Raw genomic sequence first — 20389 nt, forward strand, 5'->3', positions numbered from 1 at the left:
GGACCGCAGCGAGGCTGTGTTCAAACAGGGATTCACATCATCGACACGGTTCGATCCAGAATCTGGCATGGAGGCGCTATTCGATGACCTCTCAAACGCCTTGAGCTAGCCAAGAGTCCCGGAGCGAAGAAGATCGGTGGCCGCTGGTGCGTGCACCGGCTAAGCTTCGTGCAGATTCCCGCACAAGGCCAAATCATGCCCACCGATAGCCAGTACATTCTCGAGAGCGTCGCCCAAGGATGCGTGACGCTTTCCGATGACGAGTTCGTCATCGACAGGCTGGTGAAGTATGTGGGCAATGGCAGGATCCGCTGGCACGTCGAACTGCGTGGGCATCGCGTCGAACTGACCACTGGGCAGATCAAGAAACAGCCGACCTTCCGCAGGAAAATCCTCGAACAGGCTGGTGTGCTGCCGCCCCTGCGTGCCGGCGCCGACTACCGGCGATGGGCACTCGATCTGAGGAGGAGCGCCATCGAGCTTCCCTGGCGCGACAGGCCGGTCGATGCCGGTTTTGCCATCGACAGGCTCGCCAGCCACGGGGATGGGCGTTGGACGGTTGAATACCAGGGCAAGACCATCAACTTCACGACGACCAAGCTGCGCAGGCAAGTCAGTTTCCGCAAACGCATGCTGGCCAAGGCCAAGGTGCTGCCGCCCGAACTGGCCCCGGCTGCCTATCGCAAGTGGATGGACTGGCTCATTCAAAACGCCACAGAGGCGGCACCGCAGGCCGGCGAAACCTCGATGACAGAGAGGAGCTGGCTTGACGACCTGCCGGAGCTGGCCGGCTGGGAAGACGAGGCACCGCTAGGGACCGACTAGGGCAGCGACAGTGTCCCAGTAAGATTTATCCGCATTTTAACTAATGTAGATGATCCTTGCAGCTCAGCATTCTCCCGGCTGATGGGTAAAATGGAATGACTGACCTTTTGGATGAAGATGAACTTCCAAAACCCGGCCCGCCCAAACGCTGGCGCGCAATAACTTTGGCGACAATCGTCCCACCGGTCATCTCGATAGGCTGCGCCATCATGGCCGGCTATTTCACCTATGTGACTTCGCACAACAAGCCGCCCGCGGACATGGCCGCGCTGGCCGTATCGATCATGAAATCCAGCGATTCTTCTCCGGAACTGCGCGATTGGGCCGCGGACGTTCTGGGAATACAGACCGATATCGGAATGCCTACCAAAACTGCCCAGCAATAACCGCCAGCAGGGCCAGATATTCTTGCAGCAGGAATTTGGTCTCCGCCCAGGCCGGCGGCCGGCGCCGCTCATCGAAGAGACTGCCTGAGGAGGCGCCGGCCAGGCGGGCATTGGGGTACCCGCCGTCGCTACATTAGCACCGGCGCATGGGTCTGACACGGCGCGAACGCGGAAGCCGGCGCCGCGGCATTACAGCAATTTTTCCCAAGACCCTGAGCCCGCAACGCTGCAGTGATTGTGGCGCCGACGTTGCAGTGTTTTGGCGCAGCTTGCCGTGGAGACAATCATGACGACGTTTCTCGCCGCTCTCGGATCTGAAGGTCCCCCGGCCGACCAAGCGAAAGACATGGATCTCTATGGATGGTTGATTGGCGGCTGGGACATGGAGACGCTCCACCACCGCGACGACGGCACAATTCAGAAATGGGATGGCGAATGCCATTTCGGCTGGGTGCTCGAAGGCCGCGCCATTCAAGACATCTGGATCAGACCAAGGCGCCCTGCCCCCTCCACCATGTATGGCACGACCTTGCGCATCTTCGATCCCGGGATCGCTGGCTGGCACATCATCTGGAGCGATCCGCTCAACCAGGACTATTCGCGCCAGATCGGGCGGGCCGAGGGCCAAGACATTGTCCAGATCGGCACCGACTCGCGCGGTCTGCAGGCTCGGTGGCGGTTCACCGAGATCACCGCCGACAGCTTTCACTGGATCGGCGAGGAGAGACGCGCGGAGAGCGACCCCTGGCGCGTGACGTATGAGCATTTCGCGCGCCGTTCCTGAAGCACGCCTCCGCGTTCGCGCCAGCTTCTGGTATCAGCCGGCCGTCTAGTGCCCCAGCACCTTGGCCTTTCTGGCTGGGCTGAAGCCGGGCGAGGTAATACAAAACATATATTAGCACGAGCGCAACTAACAGCAAGCGAGTATCTCAAAGTCCACCGACGCAAGCGCGCCAATAATCTCATATGTACTGAGCGCGAACAGAGGCTAGACAAGCGAAGATTCCAATAGCATTGTTGTCAATGGGACGGGGCTCGACCGGCAAGCGCAAACGATGCTTGTCGGTGGTTGGCACAAGCTAAACCGTACAGCCGTAATTGCCACGGTTGTAAGACAAGGAGTCCCAACGATGCCGAACCCAAGCCAGACCAGCGATCAATGGTGGGTCAACGACCAGACGCCGGATAATCCGTATGGCAAAAGCGAAGATTACGGCGCCTTCCTCGACTACCTCGGAGCGCTGGACCGGTCGCTGACGCCGGCGATCGCGGCGGGAACGTTACGGATCAATGTCTCCGACCTCAACGACCATCCGGAATACAAGGCCGCTGCGATCGGCGCCTTGCAGATGTGGGCCTCGGTCACCCCTCTGAAATTCGAAATCGTCGACAATGCACCATACAACAGCGCAACGGACTGGATGCAGGTTGTCAGCCCGGAACTGGGCGAGGAGGACGACGGCAGCGCCTATTCCAACGACCGCTATGTCAGCATAGGTCAGCGTTTCCACGACACCGAGCACAACAAGACCGATATTGGCGGCTATGTGTTCGATTCCTTCATCCATGAATTCGGCCACGAGTTCGGCCTGAACCATCCCGGCCTCTACAATTACAGCGGTCCTGGCGGCGTACAGATTAATTATCTGAACAATGCGACCTGGACCTACGACCGTCAGCAATACAGCGTCATGTCCTATTTCGACGGGATCGATGTCGGCGAACCCACCCGCTGGTCGGCGGCGACGCCCATGATGGCCGACATCGAAGCCGTCATCCGTCGCTTTTTCTCGACCGTCGACGAGAACGGGGTACGCACCTATCAGCATATCGACCTCAACACGGGGGACAACGTCTACGGCTTCGGCAGCACACAATATGGCTACCAGCTGACCTCCTCGGGCATGCAGCACGATGTCGGTTTTGTGATCCATGACACCGGCGGAACCGACACGATCGACTTCTCGGGCTCCACGGCCGGCACGATCCTTGACCTGCGCGCCGGACAGTTCTCCAGCGTCAACGGCCACAGCAACAATGTGTCGATCTTTGCCGGCCACAACGCCGATGGCACCGACTATTACATCGAGAACGGCATCGGCAGCAGCCATGACGACGTCCTGATCGGCAATGACGGAGACAACGTGCTGGATGGCCGCGGCGGCGGCGACCGCATGGCTGGCAATGGCGGTGACGACACCTACTTCGTCGATTCCCTCGACGACATCGTGCGCGAAGAAGCCGATGGCGGGGACGACACGGTCATCCTGATGTCCAGGAGCCTGCGGATCGGCAAAATCGCCAACGTCGAACACATCATCTACGCCGACGAGTCGACACCCCAGCCGGGAGGTGGCGGCGGCGAAACGCCTCCCATCATCGGCGACAACACGATGACCAGCGTCATTATCGGCGACAATGGGAATAACACGCTCGACGGCGGCGCCGGCAACGACACGATCTTCGGCCAGGGTGGCGATGACCTCATCATCGGTGGCCGCGACTCGCTCGCCAGCCGCGACATCAACAACACCATCGACGTCGCCGACCTTCCCGACCAGACCGAGAGCGACGACGGCAACGACACGCTCTATGGCGGCAATGGCAACGACACCATCCTCGGCGGCCAGGGCAACGATATTCTCGACGGCGGCAACGGCGACGATACGCTGAGCGGCCAGGATGGCATCGATATATTCAGGGGCGGCGCCGGCGTCGACACGGTCGACTACAGCAAGGAAAGCCCCTTCCAGCTGCTGGTCAATCTGGAGACGAACGTTGCCAATGGCGGCACCGCCACGGGCGACACCTTCTACAGCATCGAGAATTTGATCGGATCCGATGACCGCATCGACCGTTTCATCGGCACGTCAGCGGCAAATCATTTCTGGGGCCGGGGCGGCGGCGACTACTTCAACGGCGGCGGCGGCAATGACATACTGGATGGCGGCAATGACGGCGACATCCTCTACGGTGAAGGCGGCAACGACACGATCATCGGCGGCGCCGGCCAGGACTATCTGGATGGCGGCGCCGGTATCGACACGGTCGTCTACGAAGGCAGCTCCTCGGGTGTGACGATCGACCTCGCCAATGGCACGGCCAACGGCGGCGACGGCGACGGCCCGGTGCAGATCGTCGGGCGCGGCACCGTTATCCGGCACGACATCCTCGTCGGCTTCGAAAACGCCGTCGGTTCATTCTTCGATGACCATCTGATCGGCAACGCCCAGGCCAACAAACTTTCCGGCGGCGCGGGCAACGACACGCTGACCGGCGGCGGCGGCGCTGATATATTGAATGGCGGGGCCGGCAGCGACACGGCGGACTATGCCGACGCGACCAGTGGGCTCAGCCTCAAACTGGGTGGCGGCAAATCCGGCGGCGACACCTATATCTCGATCGAAAATCTGGCCGGTTCGGGCTTCAACGACCACCTGACGGGCGACGGCTCGGCCAATGTGCTGACCGGCCAGGGCGGCGCCGACACGATCGACGGCGGCGGCGGCGATGACACCCTGCTCGGCGATTTCGCCTATCAGGGCGATGCTCCGCCACGCCCGGGTATGGGCACCGGCTACGCCACGCTCGGACCGGAGGCGACGAACAATTCGACGTCAACTGCCTTCGACATTTCGAACAACTTCTCGCTGGCCGCCGACCCCGACATTTTCGACTCGACGACCACGTTGCATACGACCGTCAACGCCACCGGAAACGGCCTGGGCGGATATTACAGCGTCAACCTGGCGGCCGGCACGATCATCACCATCGACATCGATGGAATTGCCGACCCCAACGTCCACGACAGCATCGTCAGGCTGCTGGACAGCGACGGCAATGTCGTCGCCCAGAACGACGATGGCGGCGACGACCCTGGCTCCACAAACGGCCGGGATTCGAGCACGAGCTTCATCGTCCAGGAGACCGGAACCTACTATATTCTGGAAGGCCGCTGGTCGGACACGGCTCCGGGGGATGGCTGGGTGGAAGAGGTGCCGGTGGGCTCGACATACAAGGTGAACGTATCGGTCGAATTCCCGCCCGCGCCGGCTCAGCCGGGCGTTGCGGGCGCCGATACGCTCAACGGTGGCAGCGGCAACGACCTGCTGGATGGCGGGCTGGCTGCCGACACGCTGACCGGGGGCGCCGGCCAGGACTATTTCCGCTTCTCGACAGAACTCGGGAACGGCAATATCGACTGGATCAAGGACTTCAAGGTCGCCGACGATACGATCCTGCTGGACAACCTCATCTTTGCAAGCGTTGGCGGCGACGGCGCCCTCGCCCTGGGCTCATTTTACAAGAGCGCAGCCGGTGCTGCTCATGATGCCGACGACCGCATCATCTACGACACCGACAGTGGAATATTGTCTTACGACGCCGATGGTTCCGGACAGGAAGCGGCCATTCAATTTGCGCACCTGAACACAAACCTGGATCTTTCGGCTGCAGACTTCATTGTCATCTAACGCGTTGCCAGGAGGGGTGCTTCCAGGCTCCCCTCCTGAACCGCGTCGCGTTGAAACGGATAGAGGCGACGCGTTTTTAGTCTTCGGTTTTGTGCATGCCCCGGGTCCACGTTTGGGCAACATGCGTTGGTACGACGCTGGTCACCCCTGTGCAGCTGGCAGAGGTAACGCAGCGAAAAAGGGAGAGTACGGATGACCGACCGCCGCACAGTATTGATGGCCGCCGGAGTCGCGGCTGTCGCCGCGGCCGCCGGGGCAGCGGCTGCGCAATCGACCGATATTCATGGCGCGGTCACCTTCGCGGGCGGCAAAACTATCCCGGAAGGCCATCTCGAGATCTACCTCGAGGACCCCGCCATTCAGGACGGTGCGCGACGTCGCGCCGCGAAAACGAGCCTCAAAAGCGAGGGCGGCTCAAAGACGATAGAATTTTCCCTGCCCTTGCCCGCAAGCTCGACTGCTTCACCAACGCTGCAGGTCGTTGCGCGCCTGGAGCGTGCCGATGGCTGGCTGGTGGCCAGGGGCAGTGCCCGGTTCGAGGCCGGCTTGCCGGTCCATGTCACACTCAAGGCAGTTACGTATTGAGGGGCGAGATGCCATATCCTGATTGCGAGCCTGCATGCAGCTGACGCCATCGCCGCCGCTTACGCTGGTCGGAATTCTGTCGTCCTTTCGACGTGCTTTTTCGGGCATTGTCCTGATGAGCGGGGTCGTCAACGTGCTGACCCTGACGGGCTCGTTCTTCATGTTGCAAGTCTATGACCGGGTCGTTCCGGGCCGCAGCGTGCCGACGCTGGTCGGCCTGGCGGTGCTTGCAGGAACACTGTTCGTGTTTCAGGGGGTGCTGGAGCTGATCCGCTCTCGCCTGATGGTGCGGCTGGGACAGGGGTTGGACGCAAAGCTGAGCCCGTCCGTCTATTCGGCGCTGATGCGCCTGCCGCTGCGCGCCAAGCCTTCCGGTGACGGACTGCAGCCCTTGCGGGATCTGGACCAGGTTCGCGCCTTTATCGGCAGTGCCGGACCGACCGCGCTGTTCGACCTGCCATGGATGCCGCTCTATATCGGCATCTGTTTCATTTTTCATTTCTGGATCGGCGTTACCGCGCTTGCTGGCGCCGTTGTCCTGTTTGCGCTGACGCTTCTGGCCGAATTCCGGACCCGCGGCCCGACAAGGGTCGCCGGACAGCACGCAGCCGTCCGAAGCACGTTGGCCGAGGCGACAAGGCGCAATGCCGAAGCCATGCAGGCCATGGGTTTTGGCGGGCGTATCGCCGAGCGCTGGCATGTCGTCAATGCCGAGTACCTGAACGCCCATGCGGCGGCCAGCGATGTGGCGGGAACGCTTGGCACGATTTCCAAGATCCTGCGATTGATGCTGCAATCCGCCATGCTGGCGATCGGCGCTTATCTGGTGATCAAGCAAGAGGCGACCGGCGGCATCATGATCGCAAGCTCGATCATGATGGGCAGGGCGCTGGCTCCGATCGAACTGGCGATAGCGCATTGGAAGGGTTTCATTGCGGCGCGGCAAAGCTGGGCACGCCTGAAGCAGCTGTTGGCTGCGCTGCCGGAAGGCGCAACCGGCGTAACCCTGCCCGCGCCGGTCAGCGCGCTGGTGGTTGAGAATGTCAGTGTCGCGCCACCGGGCGAACAGAAGCCGGTGCTGTGGGATGCCAGTTTTTCACTGGCCAAGGGATCGGGCCTGGGGGTCATCGGTCCGAGCGCTTCCGGCAAATCGTCGCTGGTGCGTGCGCTTGCGGGTGTCTGGCTGCCGGCGCGGGGCGCCGTGCGGCTGGACGGCGCGACGCTTGACCAGTGGCCGAGCGAGGAGCTCGGCAAACATATCGGCTATCTGCCGCAGGATGTGCAGCTGTTCGACGGAACGATTGCGCAGAACATCGCCCGCTTCGACCCGGATGCGTCATCCGACATGGTGCTTGCGGCGGCCAAGGCCGCCGGCGTGCATGATCTCGTCGTGCATCTGGCCGACGGTTACGACACAAGGGTCGGCGAAGCTGGTGCTTCGCTGTCGGCCGGGCAACGGCAGCGTATCGCCCTTGCGCGCTCCCTCTATGGCGATCCGTTCATGGTCATCCTGGACGAGCCGAATTCCAATCTCGATGCGGACGGTGAAGTGGCCTTGTCCGCCGCCATCCAGGGCATCAGGGACCGCGGCGGCATCGTTATCGTCGTCGCGCACCGATCCACTGTCCTGGCCAATGTCGATACGGTGCTGGTGATGGCCAATGGGCATGTGCAGGCCTTCGGTCCGAAGGATGAGGTGCTGAACAAGGTTTTCCGATCGGCAGCACCGCTCAAGGTCGTTGCCGCCACGGAGAGAGGCATTCCGGCATGAGCGAGGACAGAAGCGCTTTGCATCATAAGCAGGTCCACCGCTATCTCGTGGCCGGGGTTGCTACCTGTCTGCTGCTTGTCGGAGGTGTTGGCGGCTTGGCGGCCGTGACCAAAATGTCGGGTGCGGTGATCGCAGCTGGTCGGCTGGTGGTCGATTCCAATGTAAAGAAGGTTCAGCATCCGACGGGCGGCGTGGTCGGCGAGATCAGGGTGCGTGAAGGCGACCGGGTCAAAGCCGGCGATATTCTGGTGCGCCTGGATGAGACGGTAACGCGCGCCAACCTGGCGATCGTCTCAAAAGGTCTGGATGAGTTTTATGCACGGTTGGCGCGCCTGGAGGCAGAGCGTGACGGCAAGGACACGATCAGCTTTCCGGAGGTTTTGACATCGCGGGGCGACGAAGCTGGTGTCGCCGCATCGATGGCCGGAGAACAATCACTGTTCGATTTCCGGCGCCAGGCTCGATCTGGCCAGCGATCGCAATTGCGCGAACGGATCGCCCAATTGACGCAGGAGACCGCCGGCCTGACCGAGCAGCTGCAGGCCAAACGCCGCGAGATCGAGCTGATCCAGATCGAGTTGGAGGGCGTGCGGTCCCTGTGGCATCGCAAGCTGATAGGGATCGAGCGCATGACGGCGCTGGAACGGGACGCGGTGCGGCTCGAAGGCGAGCATGGGCAGTTGACGGCGGGAATTGCCCAGGTGAAAGGCAAGGCGTCCGAGATCGAACTGCAGATCATCCAGATCGACCAGGATCTTCGCAGCGAGGTCGCGAACGATTTACGCGAAACGCAAGGGAAGATCTCCGAGTTCGTCGAACGCAAGGTAGCGGCCGAGGACCAGTTGAAGCGCATCGATCTGCGCAGCCCGCAGGATGGCGTGGTGCTGCAGTTGGCCGTGCATACGATTGGCGGGGTCATCGCGCCCGGCGAACAGGTGATGCAGATCGTACCGGTAACAGACGACCTGACCGTTGAAGCGCATATTGCACCGCAGGATATCGACCAGGTGACGATGGGCCAGAATGCCATTTTGCGCCTGTCGGCCTTCAATCGGCAAACCACGCCGGAACTGACCGGGACGCTGTCGCGGATCTCGGCGGATCTCACCACCGAAGAGCGCACCGGAGCAGCCTTCTATGTTGCGCGGGTGACGCTGCCGAAAACCGAGGTCGCCAAGCTGCACGGGCTTTCGCTGGCGCCGGGGATGCCGGCTGAGGTGTTCTTCCCGACGGGTGATCGCACGATGCTTTCCTATCTGGTGAAGCCGCTGTCGGACCAGATCGAGAAAGCTTTCCGGGAAGAGTGAAGCCGCACCTTTGAGAGCTGGAGCACCGGGACCGGCTGGCTGCCGATCCCGAAGGGTTAGCCCCTACTCCGCCGCCTCGTAGCCCGCTATGCCCTTGATCTCGAGGAAATCCTCGAGACCGTATTCGGCGTATTCGCGGCCGTTGCCGGATTGCTTGTAGCCGCCGAAGGGCAAGCCGGCGTCCCACTGGGGATAGTTGATGTAGACATTGCCGGTGCGCATGCGGGCGGCGACCTCGCGGGCCTTCTGGATGTCCTTGGCCTGGATGTAGGAGGCCAGACCATAGACGGTGTCGTTGGCGGTGCCGACCGCCTCTTCGACGGTGTCATAAGGCATGATCGCCAGCACCGGCCCGAAGATTTCTTCCCTGGCGATGCGCATGTCCGGCGTGACGTCGGCAAACACGGTCGGGCGGACGTAATAGCCGCGGTTGAGTTCGGCCGGGCGGCCGGGCCCACCGGCGACCAATGTCGCACCTTCGTCGATGCCGGCCTGGATCAGGTCCTGAATCTTGTCGAACTGAAGCTGGCTGACCACCGGGCCGAGCTTGGAACCGGCGGCATCAGCGGGGCCAACGGTGAATTTTTCCGCCGCCGTTTTGGCATAGGAGGCCGCCTCGTCATGGCGGTCGCGCGGCACGAACATGCGCGTCGGCGCGTTGCAGGACTGGCCTGAGTTGCTGAAGCAGCCGGCGACGCCCTTGCTGACGGCCTTTTGCAGATCGACATCGGGGAACAGGATGTTGGCCGACTTGCCGCCAAGTTCCTGATGCACGCGCTTGACCGTGTCGGCGGCCGCCTTGGCAACCAGAATGCCGGCGCGGGTCGAGCCGGTGAACGACATCATGTCGATGTCGGGGTGGCTGGACAGCGCCTGGCCGACGCCCGGGCCGTCGCCATTGACGAGGTTGAAGACGCCCTTCGGCACGCCGGCCTCGTCGATGATCTCGGCGAAGATGATGGCGTCGAGCGGCGCGATTTCCGACGGCTTCAGCACCATGGTGCAGCCGGCGGCGAGTGCCGGACCGACCTTGCAGGTAATCTGGTTCAGCGGCCAGTTCCACGGCGTGATCAAGCCGACGACGCCGATCGGCTCCTTGACGATCAGGGACGAGCCCTTGACGTGTCGGAATTCGAACGATTTCAGCACTTCGGCGATCTTCATGAGATGCGCGAGGCCAATGCCGACCTGGCTGTCGAGCGCCATCTGGCGCGGCGCGCCCATCTCGCGCGATACGGCCAGCGCCAGCTCGGCGCTGCGGTTCTTGTAGACCTCGATGATGCGATTGAGGATGTCGAGACGTTCCTCGGCCGAGGTGAAGCCGTATGTATCGAAGGCGCGTTTTGCCGCGGCCACCGCCTTGTCGACATCGGCCTTGGAGCCGAGCGAAATCTGCGCGAAGGCATCCTCGTTGGAGGGGTCGATGACATCGAAACTGTTGGGCACGACCGGATCGACCCAGGCGCCATCGATATAGAACTGCAGATTGTGAGACATGGACTTCTCCCTGGGGGTCGCCAGCAAATGTGGGGTGATCGTCGTATTCTTCTAGAGATAACGATGCGCAAACGGTGCTGTCAAACGCCAGCGCCAAATGCAAGGGGCCAAGCGATTGAGCCAGACCTGAGGCGGTCGCGACTGCAAGCGCTAAAGCAGTGTATGGCCGGCGTCTGTCAGAAGAACGGCGGCCCTTGGCGCATCAGCGGCCTTCACCAGCAGATGGTCGCCGTCGAAGGTCGATACCAGGAAAATGCCCAGTTCGTTTTCCGACAATGGCTCTATCACCGACAGCACGATGCCTGTTTCGTCGAAGGCAAAGGGACCCTGGAGTTTCAGCGCGACCCAGTCCCTGTCGTGCTTCACGCCGTCCGGAACCCGCTCCTGAAGGCAAACGACCGAAAGCTCGTCCTCGGTCCTGGTGATGCTGACGAAGCCCGGCCCGTCGGCCCAGCCGGGAATGCTGTCTTTTGCGTCGAGGCGCGAAACCGCGTACCGCCCCGAGAGTGGCTTCAACCGAACCCTGATTGCCATCCGAACCTCCCCTCTTTGTCGGCGATCACGCCAGCCGCTTGCAAGTGCCGGCGATTGAGCCAGACACGCTGGCAGCGCGGTCACTGAGCCTTTTACTTGCGACCTTGTGGGGCCTCGAAACCTGCATTGACAAGCCTTTGGCGAAAGCTGCGAACCCAATCATTTCCCTCGTCCCCGAGCATGTCCCACAGCGGCCATTCCGGAGCCGCTTCGACCACATGCAAAATGGACCAGTTGAGCCCATAGGCGGTATCGCCGTCAGCCGGCAGCAACGATATCAGCGCACTGATGTCATCGGCTGACAGTGGAAGAACCAAGGATTCGATGCACGTCTGAGCGGCGGCAATTTGCTCCAAACCGAGATTCTCCGTCAACTTGGGAGCAATCCTACAGAGATCATCGACGGCCTTCTGCATCACGCCAGTTTCTTGCTCATATAGACCGTCATGCCGTTCATGAACGGCTCTTCGCGGTCGATCGTATAGCCGTGCTTCTTGTAAAGCGACACATTGGCTGCGAAGGCGCCGTTGGTCAGCAGGCGCAGTTCGAAGCGGCCGGCCTCGCGCGCCTTTTGTTCGGCGCGCTCCAGCAACAGCCTGCCGATGCCCCTGCCCTGTGCGTCCGGAGAAACGCAGACATTCTCGATCCAGAGGTGATCGTCCTCCAGCATGGTTTCGATCATGCCGACAATACGGTCGCTCTCGGCGGCGAGTTCGAACGGATGCTCGACAACCGCTCTGTCATAGTCGGCGCGCATCGGCATCGGCTCGCGGCCGATCACCGGCACCCATCTGGCATAGGCGGCACGCACGATGTCCCTGATCGCGGCGGCGTCAGCGCGTTCGGCTGGCCGAAACCGGATGGAAGAATTCATAACAATGCTCCAGATATGAAAAACCCCGCCGGCGAATAGTGCGGCGGGGCTGGAAACGAACGAACCGGGATCTATCGTGCCGGCCTTTGTCGTCGCGCAATCAGCTTGCCGTTCCGCACTGTGCGGAGGCGACGTCGCGTGGCGATGGCGAGCGAGAAAATGAACATGGCGCCAAGCTGGAGCAGGAACATTGGCGCGTCAAGATTTTGGAATTGGCCCAGCCTGTCTAACACAGTGACACTTGGCCAAGGCCAATCGTTCGTAGAAATCGATCATTCCAACCAAAACAATTCGTTGGAAAGATTGGTTCTGGAATGGCATTCTCTCGGGATACCCGCCTGGAGAATTGCATTGTCTTCCGTTACCCACATCGCGAACGATATTCCGAAAAGCCTGATTTCCGCCGATCTGGCCGCGGGCCGCAAGCGGCTCGACCAGGTGTGGAACGGCATCATTCCCGGCATCGTGCTGGTGGCGATGATCACGGCGGTCGCCTTCTCCGCTCACAATGTCTCCGGCTTTGCGCTGTTCAGCCCGATGATCCTCGCCGTCGTCGCCGGCATGATCTATTCCAACGTGCTCGGCACGCCCGCGCATGCCAAGGCGGGCATCGCTTTTTCGCAAAAGCGCCTGCTGCGCTTTGCCATCGTGCTGCTCGGCTTCCAGCTGACGCTCGGCCAGGTCGTTTCCATCGGTGCTACCGGCGTCGGCATCGTGGCGCTGACACTCGGCGCGACCTTCGTCTTCACCATCACACTCGGCCGCCTGCTCGGCGTCGACCGCAAGCTGGCGCAGTTGATCGCCGCCGGCACATCGATCTGCGGCGCCTCGGCCATTGTCGCCACCAACATCGTTACCGATGCGCGCGACGAGGACGTCACCTACGCCGTCGCCTCGATCACGCTGTTTGGCACAATCGCCATGCTCGGCTTTCCGCTGCTGGCGCCGGTGCTCGGCCTCGACCAGCATGCGTTCGGCCTGTGGGCCGGCGCCTCGATCCACGAGGTGGCGCAGGTCATCGGCGCCGGTTTCCAGAACGGCGCTCAGTCCGGCGAGATCGCCACCGTCGCCAAGCTCACCCGCGTCGCCATGCTGGCGCCGATGGTCATCGCGCTCGGCATGATGGCGCGGCGCAAGAGCAACCGGTCAAGCGATCAATCCGGGGCGCGGCCGCCGATGCCGTGGTTCGTCGCCGCCTTCATCGCCGTCGTGGCGCTGAACAGCCTGGTCACGGTACCGGCCGAAGTGAAGTCGGCGATGGCGCTCGGCACCACCATGATGCTGACCATGGGGCTCGCCGCCATGGGCCTGCAGGCCAACATTTCGCAGCTGCGCTCGCGCGGCCTGCGCCCGCTGGCGCTCGCCTTCACGGCCTTCCTGTTCATCGGCTGCTTCAGCCTGATGCTGGTGAAGTTCGCTTAATCCTCGAACGAGCTTGCCGCGATATAGATCGCGGCAAGCGCCTCGATGCCGGCCTGGTCTTCCTTGTCGAAGCGGCCGGGTGTCGGGCTGTCGAGGTCGATCAGGCCGAAGACACCGTCATTGTCCCTGAGCAGCACGACCAGTTCCGAGCGCGAGTCCGCGTCGCAGGCGATATGGCCAGCAAACTCGTGCACATCCTTGACCAGCATCGACATTTCGAGATCGATCGCGGTGCCGCACACGCCCTTGCCGACGGCGATGCGCACGCAGGCCGGCTTGCCCTGGAACGGCCCGAGCACCAGCTCCTCGTCGGAGGCCAGGAAGTAGAAACCGGCCCAGTTGAGATCGGGCACCATCTGGAAAATCAGCGCCGATGTGTTGGCTGCATTGGCGACCGAGTCGCTCTCGCCGTCCAGCAGCGCCTTCAACTGGGTGGCCAGTTCGCGATAAAAGGCTGGTTTGTCGGTGCTGTCGATGGTCTGGGCCGCAAACATGTCTCGTCTCCGTTGCCGGCGAGCCAACAAGCCCGCTATATCACCTGTCTGCCACCAATGAGGCGCCCGGGAAATACACAATTGTGAATACCGCCCATGCCAGCCGAAGACAGGACCGGGTGCAACCGGCAGTGAGCGAAAGCCCCCTCACCTCTGCCGTGCTGGTCTTTCCCGGCTTTCCGATGATGGCGTTCAGTTCGGTGATCGAGCCACTGCGCGCCGCCAATGTGCTGGCCAAACGGGATTGTTATCGCTGGGTGATCGTCGGCGCCGCCGAAGGTCCGGTCGAGGCGTCCAACGGCGTCGTCATCCAGCCCGGCTTTGCCGCCGGCAATGCGCCGAAGGTCGACCGCATCGTCGTCTGCTCGGGCGGCAATGCGGACTTGCTTGTCGCCGACGACGCGGTTGCCTGGATGCGCAAGAGCCTGCGGGGCGGCGCCCATATTGGCGCGGTGGCCGACGCGGCGTTCTTCCTCGCCAGGGCCGGCCTGCTCGACGGCCATGCCTGCACCTTGCACTGGACCAGCCAGGCGGCCTTCACCGAGGCCTTTCCGGACATCGAGTTGAGGCGTGATCTCTACGTCATCGACCGCAAGCGCTTCACCTCGGCCGGCGGCGTCGGCAGCCTCGACATGATGCTGGAGATCATCACCAATGACTATGGTGCAGAGATCGCTGCGGGCGTCGCCGAATGGTTCGTGCACAGCCCCTTGCGCTCGAGCGTCGACCGCAAGCTGATGCCGCTCAGACTGCGCACCGGCGTCCAGAACGAGCTGGTGTTGTCGGCCATCGCCATCATGGAGGATGCGGTCGAGGAGCGGCTCGGCATGACGGAGCTGGCGGCAAGGCTCGGCGTCTCCTCCGACAAGCTCGAGCGCAATTTCCGCTCGGAGCTCAGCATTTCGCCCAACGGCTACTACCGGCGGCTGAGGCTGCGGCGCGCTGCGGATTTGCTCGCGCATTCGACGCTGATGGTGCGCGACGTGGCGCTGGCGTGTGGGTTTGCCTCGATGTCGAGCTTTGCGAGGGCTTTCCGCGAAGAACATGGGCATGCGCCGAAGGCGATGCGAAGGCATTAGAATGCTACGAAACGCCAACCTTCTATTCGTCATCCTAGGGCGGAGCGACGCGAAGCGGAGCGCAGACCCTAGGATGACGAATTCATAGGTGCGGCATTCCGCACGACATCTGCGGATTCCCGCACAGCCATTCTGCGGCGCCCGGCTATGTTCGAGCCTTCAGGAGGCGCAACCATGAGCATCGTCGTTTTCGACCCAGACAGCACCGAGGATGTCGACTTCAAAGACCGCATGCGCCATCCGGCAGCAGCCGACTCTGCCGGCGGCATGTGGCTGTCGGACACCGAGCCGTCCTTCATCGATGCCGACGCGCTGCGCAAGGGACGGCTTGCCAAACTGCGCGGCTGGATGCGCGAGGCCGGCTATGGCGGGGTCGTCCTCTTCGACCCTTACAACCAGCGCTACGCCACCGGCTCGCGCAACATGTTCGGCTATTTCCTGCGCAACTCGACACGCTATTTCTTCATCCCGACCGAAGGGCCGATCGTGCTGTTCGAATATCCGCAGAGCTACCATGTCTCGATGGTGCTCGACACGATCGACGAGGCGCGGCCGTCCAAGCTGGTGTGGTCCTCGGTCTCAGGCCGCGACGACGAGACCGCCGGCCCGTTCGCCGATGAGATCGCCGATCTCCTGAAGAAGCATGGCGGCGGCTCGATGAAGCTCGGGCTCGACCGCTGCAGCCATCTGCAGGCGCTGGCATTGGAAAAGCGCGGCTGCGAGGTCAGGGATTGCCAAGGCGAAATCCTGGCGGTGCGGGCGGTGAAAACACCCGAGGAAGTCAAATGCCTGCAGGTGTCGATGGCCGGCGCCGAAGCCGCAGTCTACGCCGTGCGCGAAGCGATCAAGCCCGGCGTGTCCGAGAACGACCTGTTCGCCATCATGTATGGCGAGGTCATCCGCCAGGGCGGCGAGTTCGTCGAGACCCGGCTGCTCACCTCGGGACAGCGCACCAATCCGTGGTTCAACGAGGCCAGCGGCCGCAAGATCCGGCCGGGCGAATTGTTGGCACTCGATACCGACACCATCGGCTGCTACGGCTATTATTCCGATTTTTCCCGCACCTTCCGCTGCGGGCCGGGCAGGCCGACCGACTATCAGAAATCGCTCTACCGCATGGCGCACGACCAGGTTCAGCACAATATTTCGATCGTGAAGCCGGGCATGGCGTTTCGCGAGATCGCCGAAAAGGCGTGGAAAATCCCGGACCGTTTCGTCGACCAGCGCTATACTTCGGTTATGCACGGCGTCGGCATGCATGGCGAAACTCCGTTCATTGCGCACGCCATGGACTACGAGACTTACGGCCGCGACGGCATTATCGTCCCCGGCATGGTGGTCAGCGTGGAAAGCTATATCGGCGAGAAAGGTGGCCGCGAGGGTGTCAAGCTGGAGGACGAGATCCTGATCACCGAGACCGGCACCGAATTGCTGTCGCGCTTTCCCTATGAGGACGAGTTTCTGGCAGGGGCCGCCTAGATGAAGGCACCGATCTCGATCAGACGCGGCACGGTGGCCGCGGTGTTCATCGACCTCCAGGAAGAACATCGGCAGGACAAGCGCTATCTGGTCGAAGGCTATGGTGAGGTGCTGGCCAACGTCCAGCGCCTGCAAGCGGCGGCGCGGCGCAATTTCGTGCCGCTCTACCACTGGGCCTACATCGTCGACACCGCCAAGGCGCGGCCGTTCCATCCGCTCGATGCCAACGGCAAGTCCGCCTTTTCCGACAAGAGCGATCCGCTGACGCAAATCTGTCATGAGGTGGCGCCGGCCAATGGCGAGGCGTTGCTGATCAAGGCAGAGGCCAGCGCCTTCCGTTCCGGGCCGGCGGCTCGCGACCTGAAATCCGGCGGGATAGAGTGGCTGATCGTCGCCGGCGTGTGGACCGAGGCCTGCGTCGACGCCACGGTGAAGGACGCGGTGGCATCCGGCTTTCGCGTGCTGCTGGTCAAGGATGCCTGCGGCAGCGGCAGTGCCGCCATGCACCAGACCGCCATCCTCAACCTTGCCAACCGGCTCTATGGCGGCGCCGTCACCAACACACTCGATGCCTGCCGGCTGATGGCGGGCGACACGGTCGATGCATGGCAGGTCGAGGGCTCGGTGCCGCTGCGCTTCACCTTTGAAAACGCCGGCCGGCTCTACGACGAGCTCTGAGCTGCAAGATGGGCACGGTCCACAAGCTCAAGACAGCCAGACAGGGAAAATACGCCACGAGGCTGGACCCGGCGCTGTGGGATTATATCGACCTGGTCAACGACTGGTTCCCGCCTGAAATCGCTGAATTGCCGATCGCCGAGCAAAGATCGGTCTATGACGCGATGTGCCGCGCCTTCCATCAGGGTTATCCCAAGGGCGTTTCGGCCAGCGACGGCATCATTGCCGCCGATGAAGGACATATCATCCCGATCCGTTACTACCGGATGGCGGGCAAGCCGGCGCGCGCAATCATCGTCTACTATCATGGCGGCGGGTTTGTGCTGGGCGGGCTCGACAGTCATGACGACATCTGCGCCGAGATTTGCGCCGGCACCGGCTTCGACGTCGTCTCCGCCGACTACCGGCTGGTGCCGGAACATCGCCATCCGGCCGCCTTCGAGGATGCGCTTGCTGTCTTCGAATGGGCGGCGCAAACGACTGATCTGCCGATCGTGCTCGTCGGCGAAAGTGCCGGCGGCAACCTTGCCGCCGCGGTCGCGCATGCATCGCGTCGTCATCTGCGCCACGCTGTCGGCCAGGTGCTGATCTATCCCGGCCTCGGCGGCGACGAGACTGCCGGCTCTTACGTCGAACATGCGCAGGCGCCGCTGCTGACGCTGCGCGACATCGAGACCTATCGCACCATCCGCGCAGGCCCGGCGCAGTCGCGCGAGGACCCAACATTCTCGCCGCTGGAAGACAGCGATTTTTCCGGCCTGCCGCCGACCGTCATCGTCACCGCCGAGTGCGATCCGCTGTCGTCGGACGGTGAGACCTATCGCAACCGCATCCTCGCCGCCGGCGGCCGCGCCTGGTGGTACGAGGAGCCGCGGCTGGTGCACAGTTTTTTGCGCGCCCGCAAAAGTGTTCCGCGCGCCGGCGAGGCGTTTTTGTGCATCCTTGCGGCCATCGCCGCCGTCGCCGTGCTCGGCAAGAACGACGACGTGCTGATCTCCCCCCTCGTGGGGGAGATGGCCGGCAGGCCAGAGGGGGGCGCGAAGGATCGCGGCCCCTCAATCTCCTAAATCAACGCGACGATTGCCCTGCGAAGGGACGCGCGTTGACAAGAAGGGCCGGCGGGACAGCGCCCCCTCTGTCCTGCCGGACATCTCCCCCACAACAATGGGGGAGATTGGCTGTACTCCGCGCTGCGGAGCAGCGCACAAGAATTGCGGAAACCCGAACATTTCCCGGTATCGGCCCGCTTTATCATCACCTGCTCAGGCAACGGCACCCCGACGGTCACATCCGCCCCCAAGCGGAGGTGACCTGTCGGGGGCGCTCAACAAAAGAGGGAACGACGATGAAATTCATGCTGACCGAGAGAGAATTGCACCCGCAAGCGAAACCCGTTGCCGATGATTTCAGGAAAGGCGGCGTCAACCGGCGCGAATACCTCGCCATCATGGCCGGCCTCAGTGTCAGCGCGGCCGGAGCGCTGGCGCTGGGCGGCCTTGCCTCCACGCCTGCCCGGGCCGAGGAGCCGAAGCGCGGCGGCACCTTGCGCGTCGCCATGAACGTCAAAGGGTTCAAGGACCCGCGCACTTTCGACGGCGTCGAAATGTCCAATGTCGCGCGCCACTGCAACGAATATCTGGTGCGCTGGAATCGCGACTTCACCTTCGAGCCGTGGCTGCTGGAAAGCTGGGAAACCAGCGACGACGCCAGGACAATCACGCTGCATGTGCGCAAGGGCATCGCCTGGTCGAATGGCGACACCTTCAGCGCCGACGATGTCATCCACAATCTCACCCGCTGGTGCGATGCGTCAGTCGCCGGCAATTCGGTCGCCGCGCGCATGGGCGCGCTGGTCAATGCCGACACTAAGAAGCCGGTCGACGGCGGGATCGAGAAGGTCGACGACTTCACCGTAAAGCTCAATCTGCCGAAGCCAGACATCTCGCTGATTGCGGGGATGGCCGACTATCCGGCGCTGATCATGCACCGCTCCTATGAGGGCGGCGACGACCCGATGAAGGCGCTGGCGATCACCACCGGCCCCTGCGAACTGGTCAGCTGGAATGCCGAGACAAGTGCTGAGGTCAAGCGCAAGGAGAAGCCTTGGTGGAAAGGCGATTTCTATCTCGACGGCATCAAATGGGTCGATTACGGCTCCGACCCCAACGCCATGCTGTCGGCCTTCGAATCCGGCGAGATCGACACTGACCACGAAACCGCTTCGGATGCCGTGTCGCAGACCGTGCAGATGGGCTTGCTAAATTCCGAGATCGCCACGGGCTCGACCATCGTTGCCCGCTTCAACGTCGGCAACGCGCCCTATGACGACATCAAGGTGCGCCGCGCGGCCCAGCTTGCCGTCGACAATTCCGCCGTGCTGACGCTTGGTCTCGGTGGCCGCGGCAAGCCCGCCGACAACCACCATGTCGGCCCGATGCACCCTGAATTTGCCGATATCGGCCCGGCCAAACGTGACATGGACCAGGCGAAGAAACTGCTCGCCGAGGCCGGCAAGGCCGACCACGAGTTCGACCTCATCTCGGTCGACGTCGAATGGCAAAAGAGCACCGGCGATGCGATCGCCGCGCAGATGCGCGAGGCTGGCCTGAAGATCAAGCGCACCGTGCTGCCGGCCGCGACCTTCTGGAACGACTGGAGCAAATACCCCTTCTCCACCACCGAATGGCTGGGCCGGCCGCTCGGAGTCCAGGTGCTGGCGCTGGCCTACAAATCCGGCGCCGCCTGGAACGAAAGTGCTTACGCCAACAAGGACTTCGACGAACTCCTCGACAAGGCGCTGGCAACGCCGGATGCCGCCCAGCGCAAGGAGATCATGGCCAAGATCGAGCAGAATTTGCGCGACAGCGGCATCATCATCCAGCCCTACTGGCGCTCCGTCTACCGCACCTATCGCAAGGGCGTGCAAGGCTGCGAACAGCACCAGTCGCTGGAGCAGCACTTTGAGAAGGTTTGGGTGGAAAGCTGA

Annotated in this window: 18 protein-coding genes; 13 read left to right on the forward strand and 5 right to left on the reverse strand. The window is 62.6% G+C overall.

Annotation, left to right across the window (positions count from 1 at the left end):
• The first annotated feature begins 195 nt into the window (after nucleotides 1-195).
• From ACWGTI_RS23740 to ACWGTI_RS23770, 7 genes are all read left to right on the forward strand, one after another.
• On the forward strand, nucleotides 196-825 hold the full coding sequence (locus tag ACWGTI_RS23740; protein ID WP_454589368.1) for a hypothetical protein: 630 nt from the start codon (nucleotides 196-198) through the stop codon (nucleotides 823-825).
• Nucleotides 826-920: 95 nt separating this feature from the next.
• Nucleotides 921-1211: a hypothetical protein gene (locus tag ACWGTI_RS23745; protein WP_454589369.1), complete on the forward strand. Its 291-nt coding sequence runs from the start codon at nucleotides 921-923 to the stop codon at nucleotides 1209-1211.
• A 286-nt stretch (nucleotides 1212-1497) separates the two neighbouring features.
• Nucleotides 1498-1995 (forward strand): hypothetical protein, encoded by a 498-nt coding sequence (locus ACWGTI_RS23750; RefSeq protein WP_454589370.1) that lies wholly within the window; start codon nucleotides 1498-1500, stop codon nucleotides 1993-1995.
• A 346-nt stretch (nucleotides 1996-2341) separates the two neighbouring features.
• The gene (locus ACWGTI_RS23755; RefSeq protein WP_454589371.1) at nucleotides 2342-5683 is read left to right on the forward strand and encodes a M10 family metallopeptidase C-terminal domain-containing protein; all 3342 of its coding nucleotides are present in this window, start codon (nucleotides 2342-2344) and stop codon (nucleotides 5681-5683) included.
• A gap of 192 nt (nucleotides 5684-5875) precedes the next feature.
• Entirely contained in the window at nucleotides 5876-6268 is a 393-nt protein-coding gene (locus tag ACWGTI_RS23760) for a hypothetical protein (RefSeq protein WP_454589372.1), read from the forward strand.
• 34 nt (nucleotides 6269-6302) lie between these two features.
• Nucleotides 6303-8039, forward strand: coding sequence for a type I secretion system permease/ATPase (locus ACWGTI_RS23765; protein ID WP_454589373.1), 1737 nt, complete (start codon nucleotides 6303-6305; stop codon nucleotides 8037-8039).
• Nucleotides 8036-9346, forward strand: a complete 1311-nt coding sequence (locus ACWGTI_RS23770) for an HlyD family type I secretion periplasmic adaptor subunit (RefSeq protein WP_454589374.1) — start codon at nucleotides 8036-8038, stop codon at nucleotides 9344-9346. Before ACWGTI_RS23765 ends, ACWGTI_RS23770 begins: the two co-directional genes overlap by 4 nt.
• A 63-nt stretch (nucleotides 9347-9409) precedes the next feature.
• Here ACWGTI_RS23770 and ACWGTI_RS23775 read toward each other — a convergent pair whose 3' ends face one another.
• The 4 genes from ACWGTI_RS23775 to ACWGTI_RS23790 all read right to left on the reverse strand — a co-directional run bounded on the left by ACWGTI_RS23775 (nucleotide 9410) and on the right by ACWGTI_RS23790 (nucleotide 12257).
• On the reverse strand, nucleotides 9410-10843 hold the full coding sequence (locus ACWGTI_RS23775; protein ID WP_454589375.1) for an aldehyde dehydrogenase family protein: 1434 nt from the start codon (nucleotides 10841-10843) through the stop codon (nucleotides 9410-9412).
• 150 nt (nucleotides 10844-10993) lie between these two features.
• Entirely contained in the window at nucleotides 10994-11377 is a 384-nt protein-coding gene (locus ACWGTI_RS23780) for an ACT domain-containing protein (RefSeq protein WP_454589376.1), read from the reverse strand.
• 92 nt (nucleotides 11378-11469) lie between these two features.
• On the reverse strand, nucleotides 11470-11793 hold the full coding sequence (locus ACWGTI_RS23785; RefSeq protein ID WP_454589377.1) for a hypothetical protein: 324 nt from the start codon (nucleotides 11791-11793) through the stop codon (nucleotides 11470-11472).
• The gene (locus ACWGTI_RS23790) at nucleotides 11793-12257 is read right to left on the reverse strand and encodes a GNAT family N-acetyltransferase (RefSeq protein ID WP_454589483.1); all 465 of its coding nucleotides are present in this window, start codon (nucleotides 12255-12257) and stop codon (nucleotides 11793-11795) included. The genes ACWGTI_RS23785 and ACWGTI_RS23790 overlap by 1 nt, the downstream gene beginning before the upstream one ends.
• A 345-nt stretch (nucleotides 12258-12602) precedes the next feature.
• Between ACWGTI_RS23790 and ACWGTI_RS23795 the strand changes: the two genes are divergently transcribed.
• Complete coding sequence (locus ACWGTI_RS23795; RefSeq protein ID WP_454589378.1) at nucleotides 12603-13673, forward strand: YeiH family protein; 1071 nt, start codon at nucleotides 12603-12605, stop codon at nucleotides 13671-13673.
• On the opposite strand, the gene ACWGTI_RS23800 is transcribed toward ACWGTI_RS23795, so the two are convergent.
• The gene (locus ACWGTI_RS23800) at nucleotides 13670-14167 is read right to left on the reverse strand and encodes a GAF domain-containing protein (RefSeq protein ID WP_454589379.1); all 498 of its coding nucleotides are present in this window, start codon (nucleotides 14165-14167) and stop codon (nucleotides 13670-13672) included. The two genes, ACWGTI_RS23795 and ACWGTI_RS23800, sit on opposite strands and share 4 nt — an antisense overlap.
• 182 nt (nucleotides 14168-14349) lie before the next feature.
• Here ACWGTI_RS23800 and ACWGTI_RS23805 point away from each other — a divergent pair, with 182 nt between their 5' ends.
• From ACWGTI_RS23805 to ACWGTI_RS23825, 5 genes are all read left to right on the forward strand, one after another.
• Complete coding sequence (locus ACWGTI_RS23805; protein WP_454589484.1) at nucleotides 14350-15246, forward strand: GlxA family transcriptional regulator; 897 nt, start codon at nucleotides 14350-14352, stop codon at nucleotides 15244-15246.
• A 174-nt stretch (nucleotides 15247-15420) separates the two neighbouring features.
• Complete coding sequence (locus ACWGTI_RS23810) at nucleotides 15421-16725, forward strand: M24 family metallopeptidase (RefSeq protein WP_454589380.1); 1305 nt, start codon at nucleotides 15421-15423, stop codon at nucleotides 16723-16725.
• Nucleotides 16726-17403, forward strand: coding sequence for an isochorismatase family protein (locus ACWGTI_RS23815; RefSeq protein ID WP_454589381.1), 678 nt, complete (start codon nucleotides 16726-16728; stop codon nucleotides 17401-17403).
• An 8-nt stretch (nucleotides 17404-17411) separates the two neighbouring features.
• Complete coding sequence (locus tag ACWGTI_RS23820; protein WP_454589382.1) at nucleotides 17412-18470, forward strand: alpha/beta hydrolase; 1059 nt, start codon at nucleotides 17412-17414, stop codon at nucleotides 18468-18470.
• A 278-nt stretch (nucleotides 18471-18748) separates the two neighbouring features.
• On the forward strand, nucleotides 18749-20389 hold the full coding sequence (locus tag ACWGTI_RS23825) for an ABC transporter substrate-binding protein (RefSeq protein WP_454589383.1): 1641 nt from the start codon (nucleotides 18749-18751) through the stop codon (nucleotides 20387-20389).

This window comes from Mesorhizobium sp. ArgA1 (assembly GCF_053714375.1).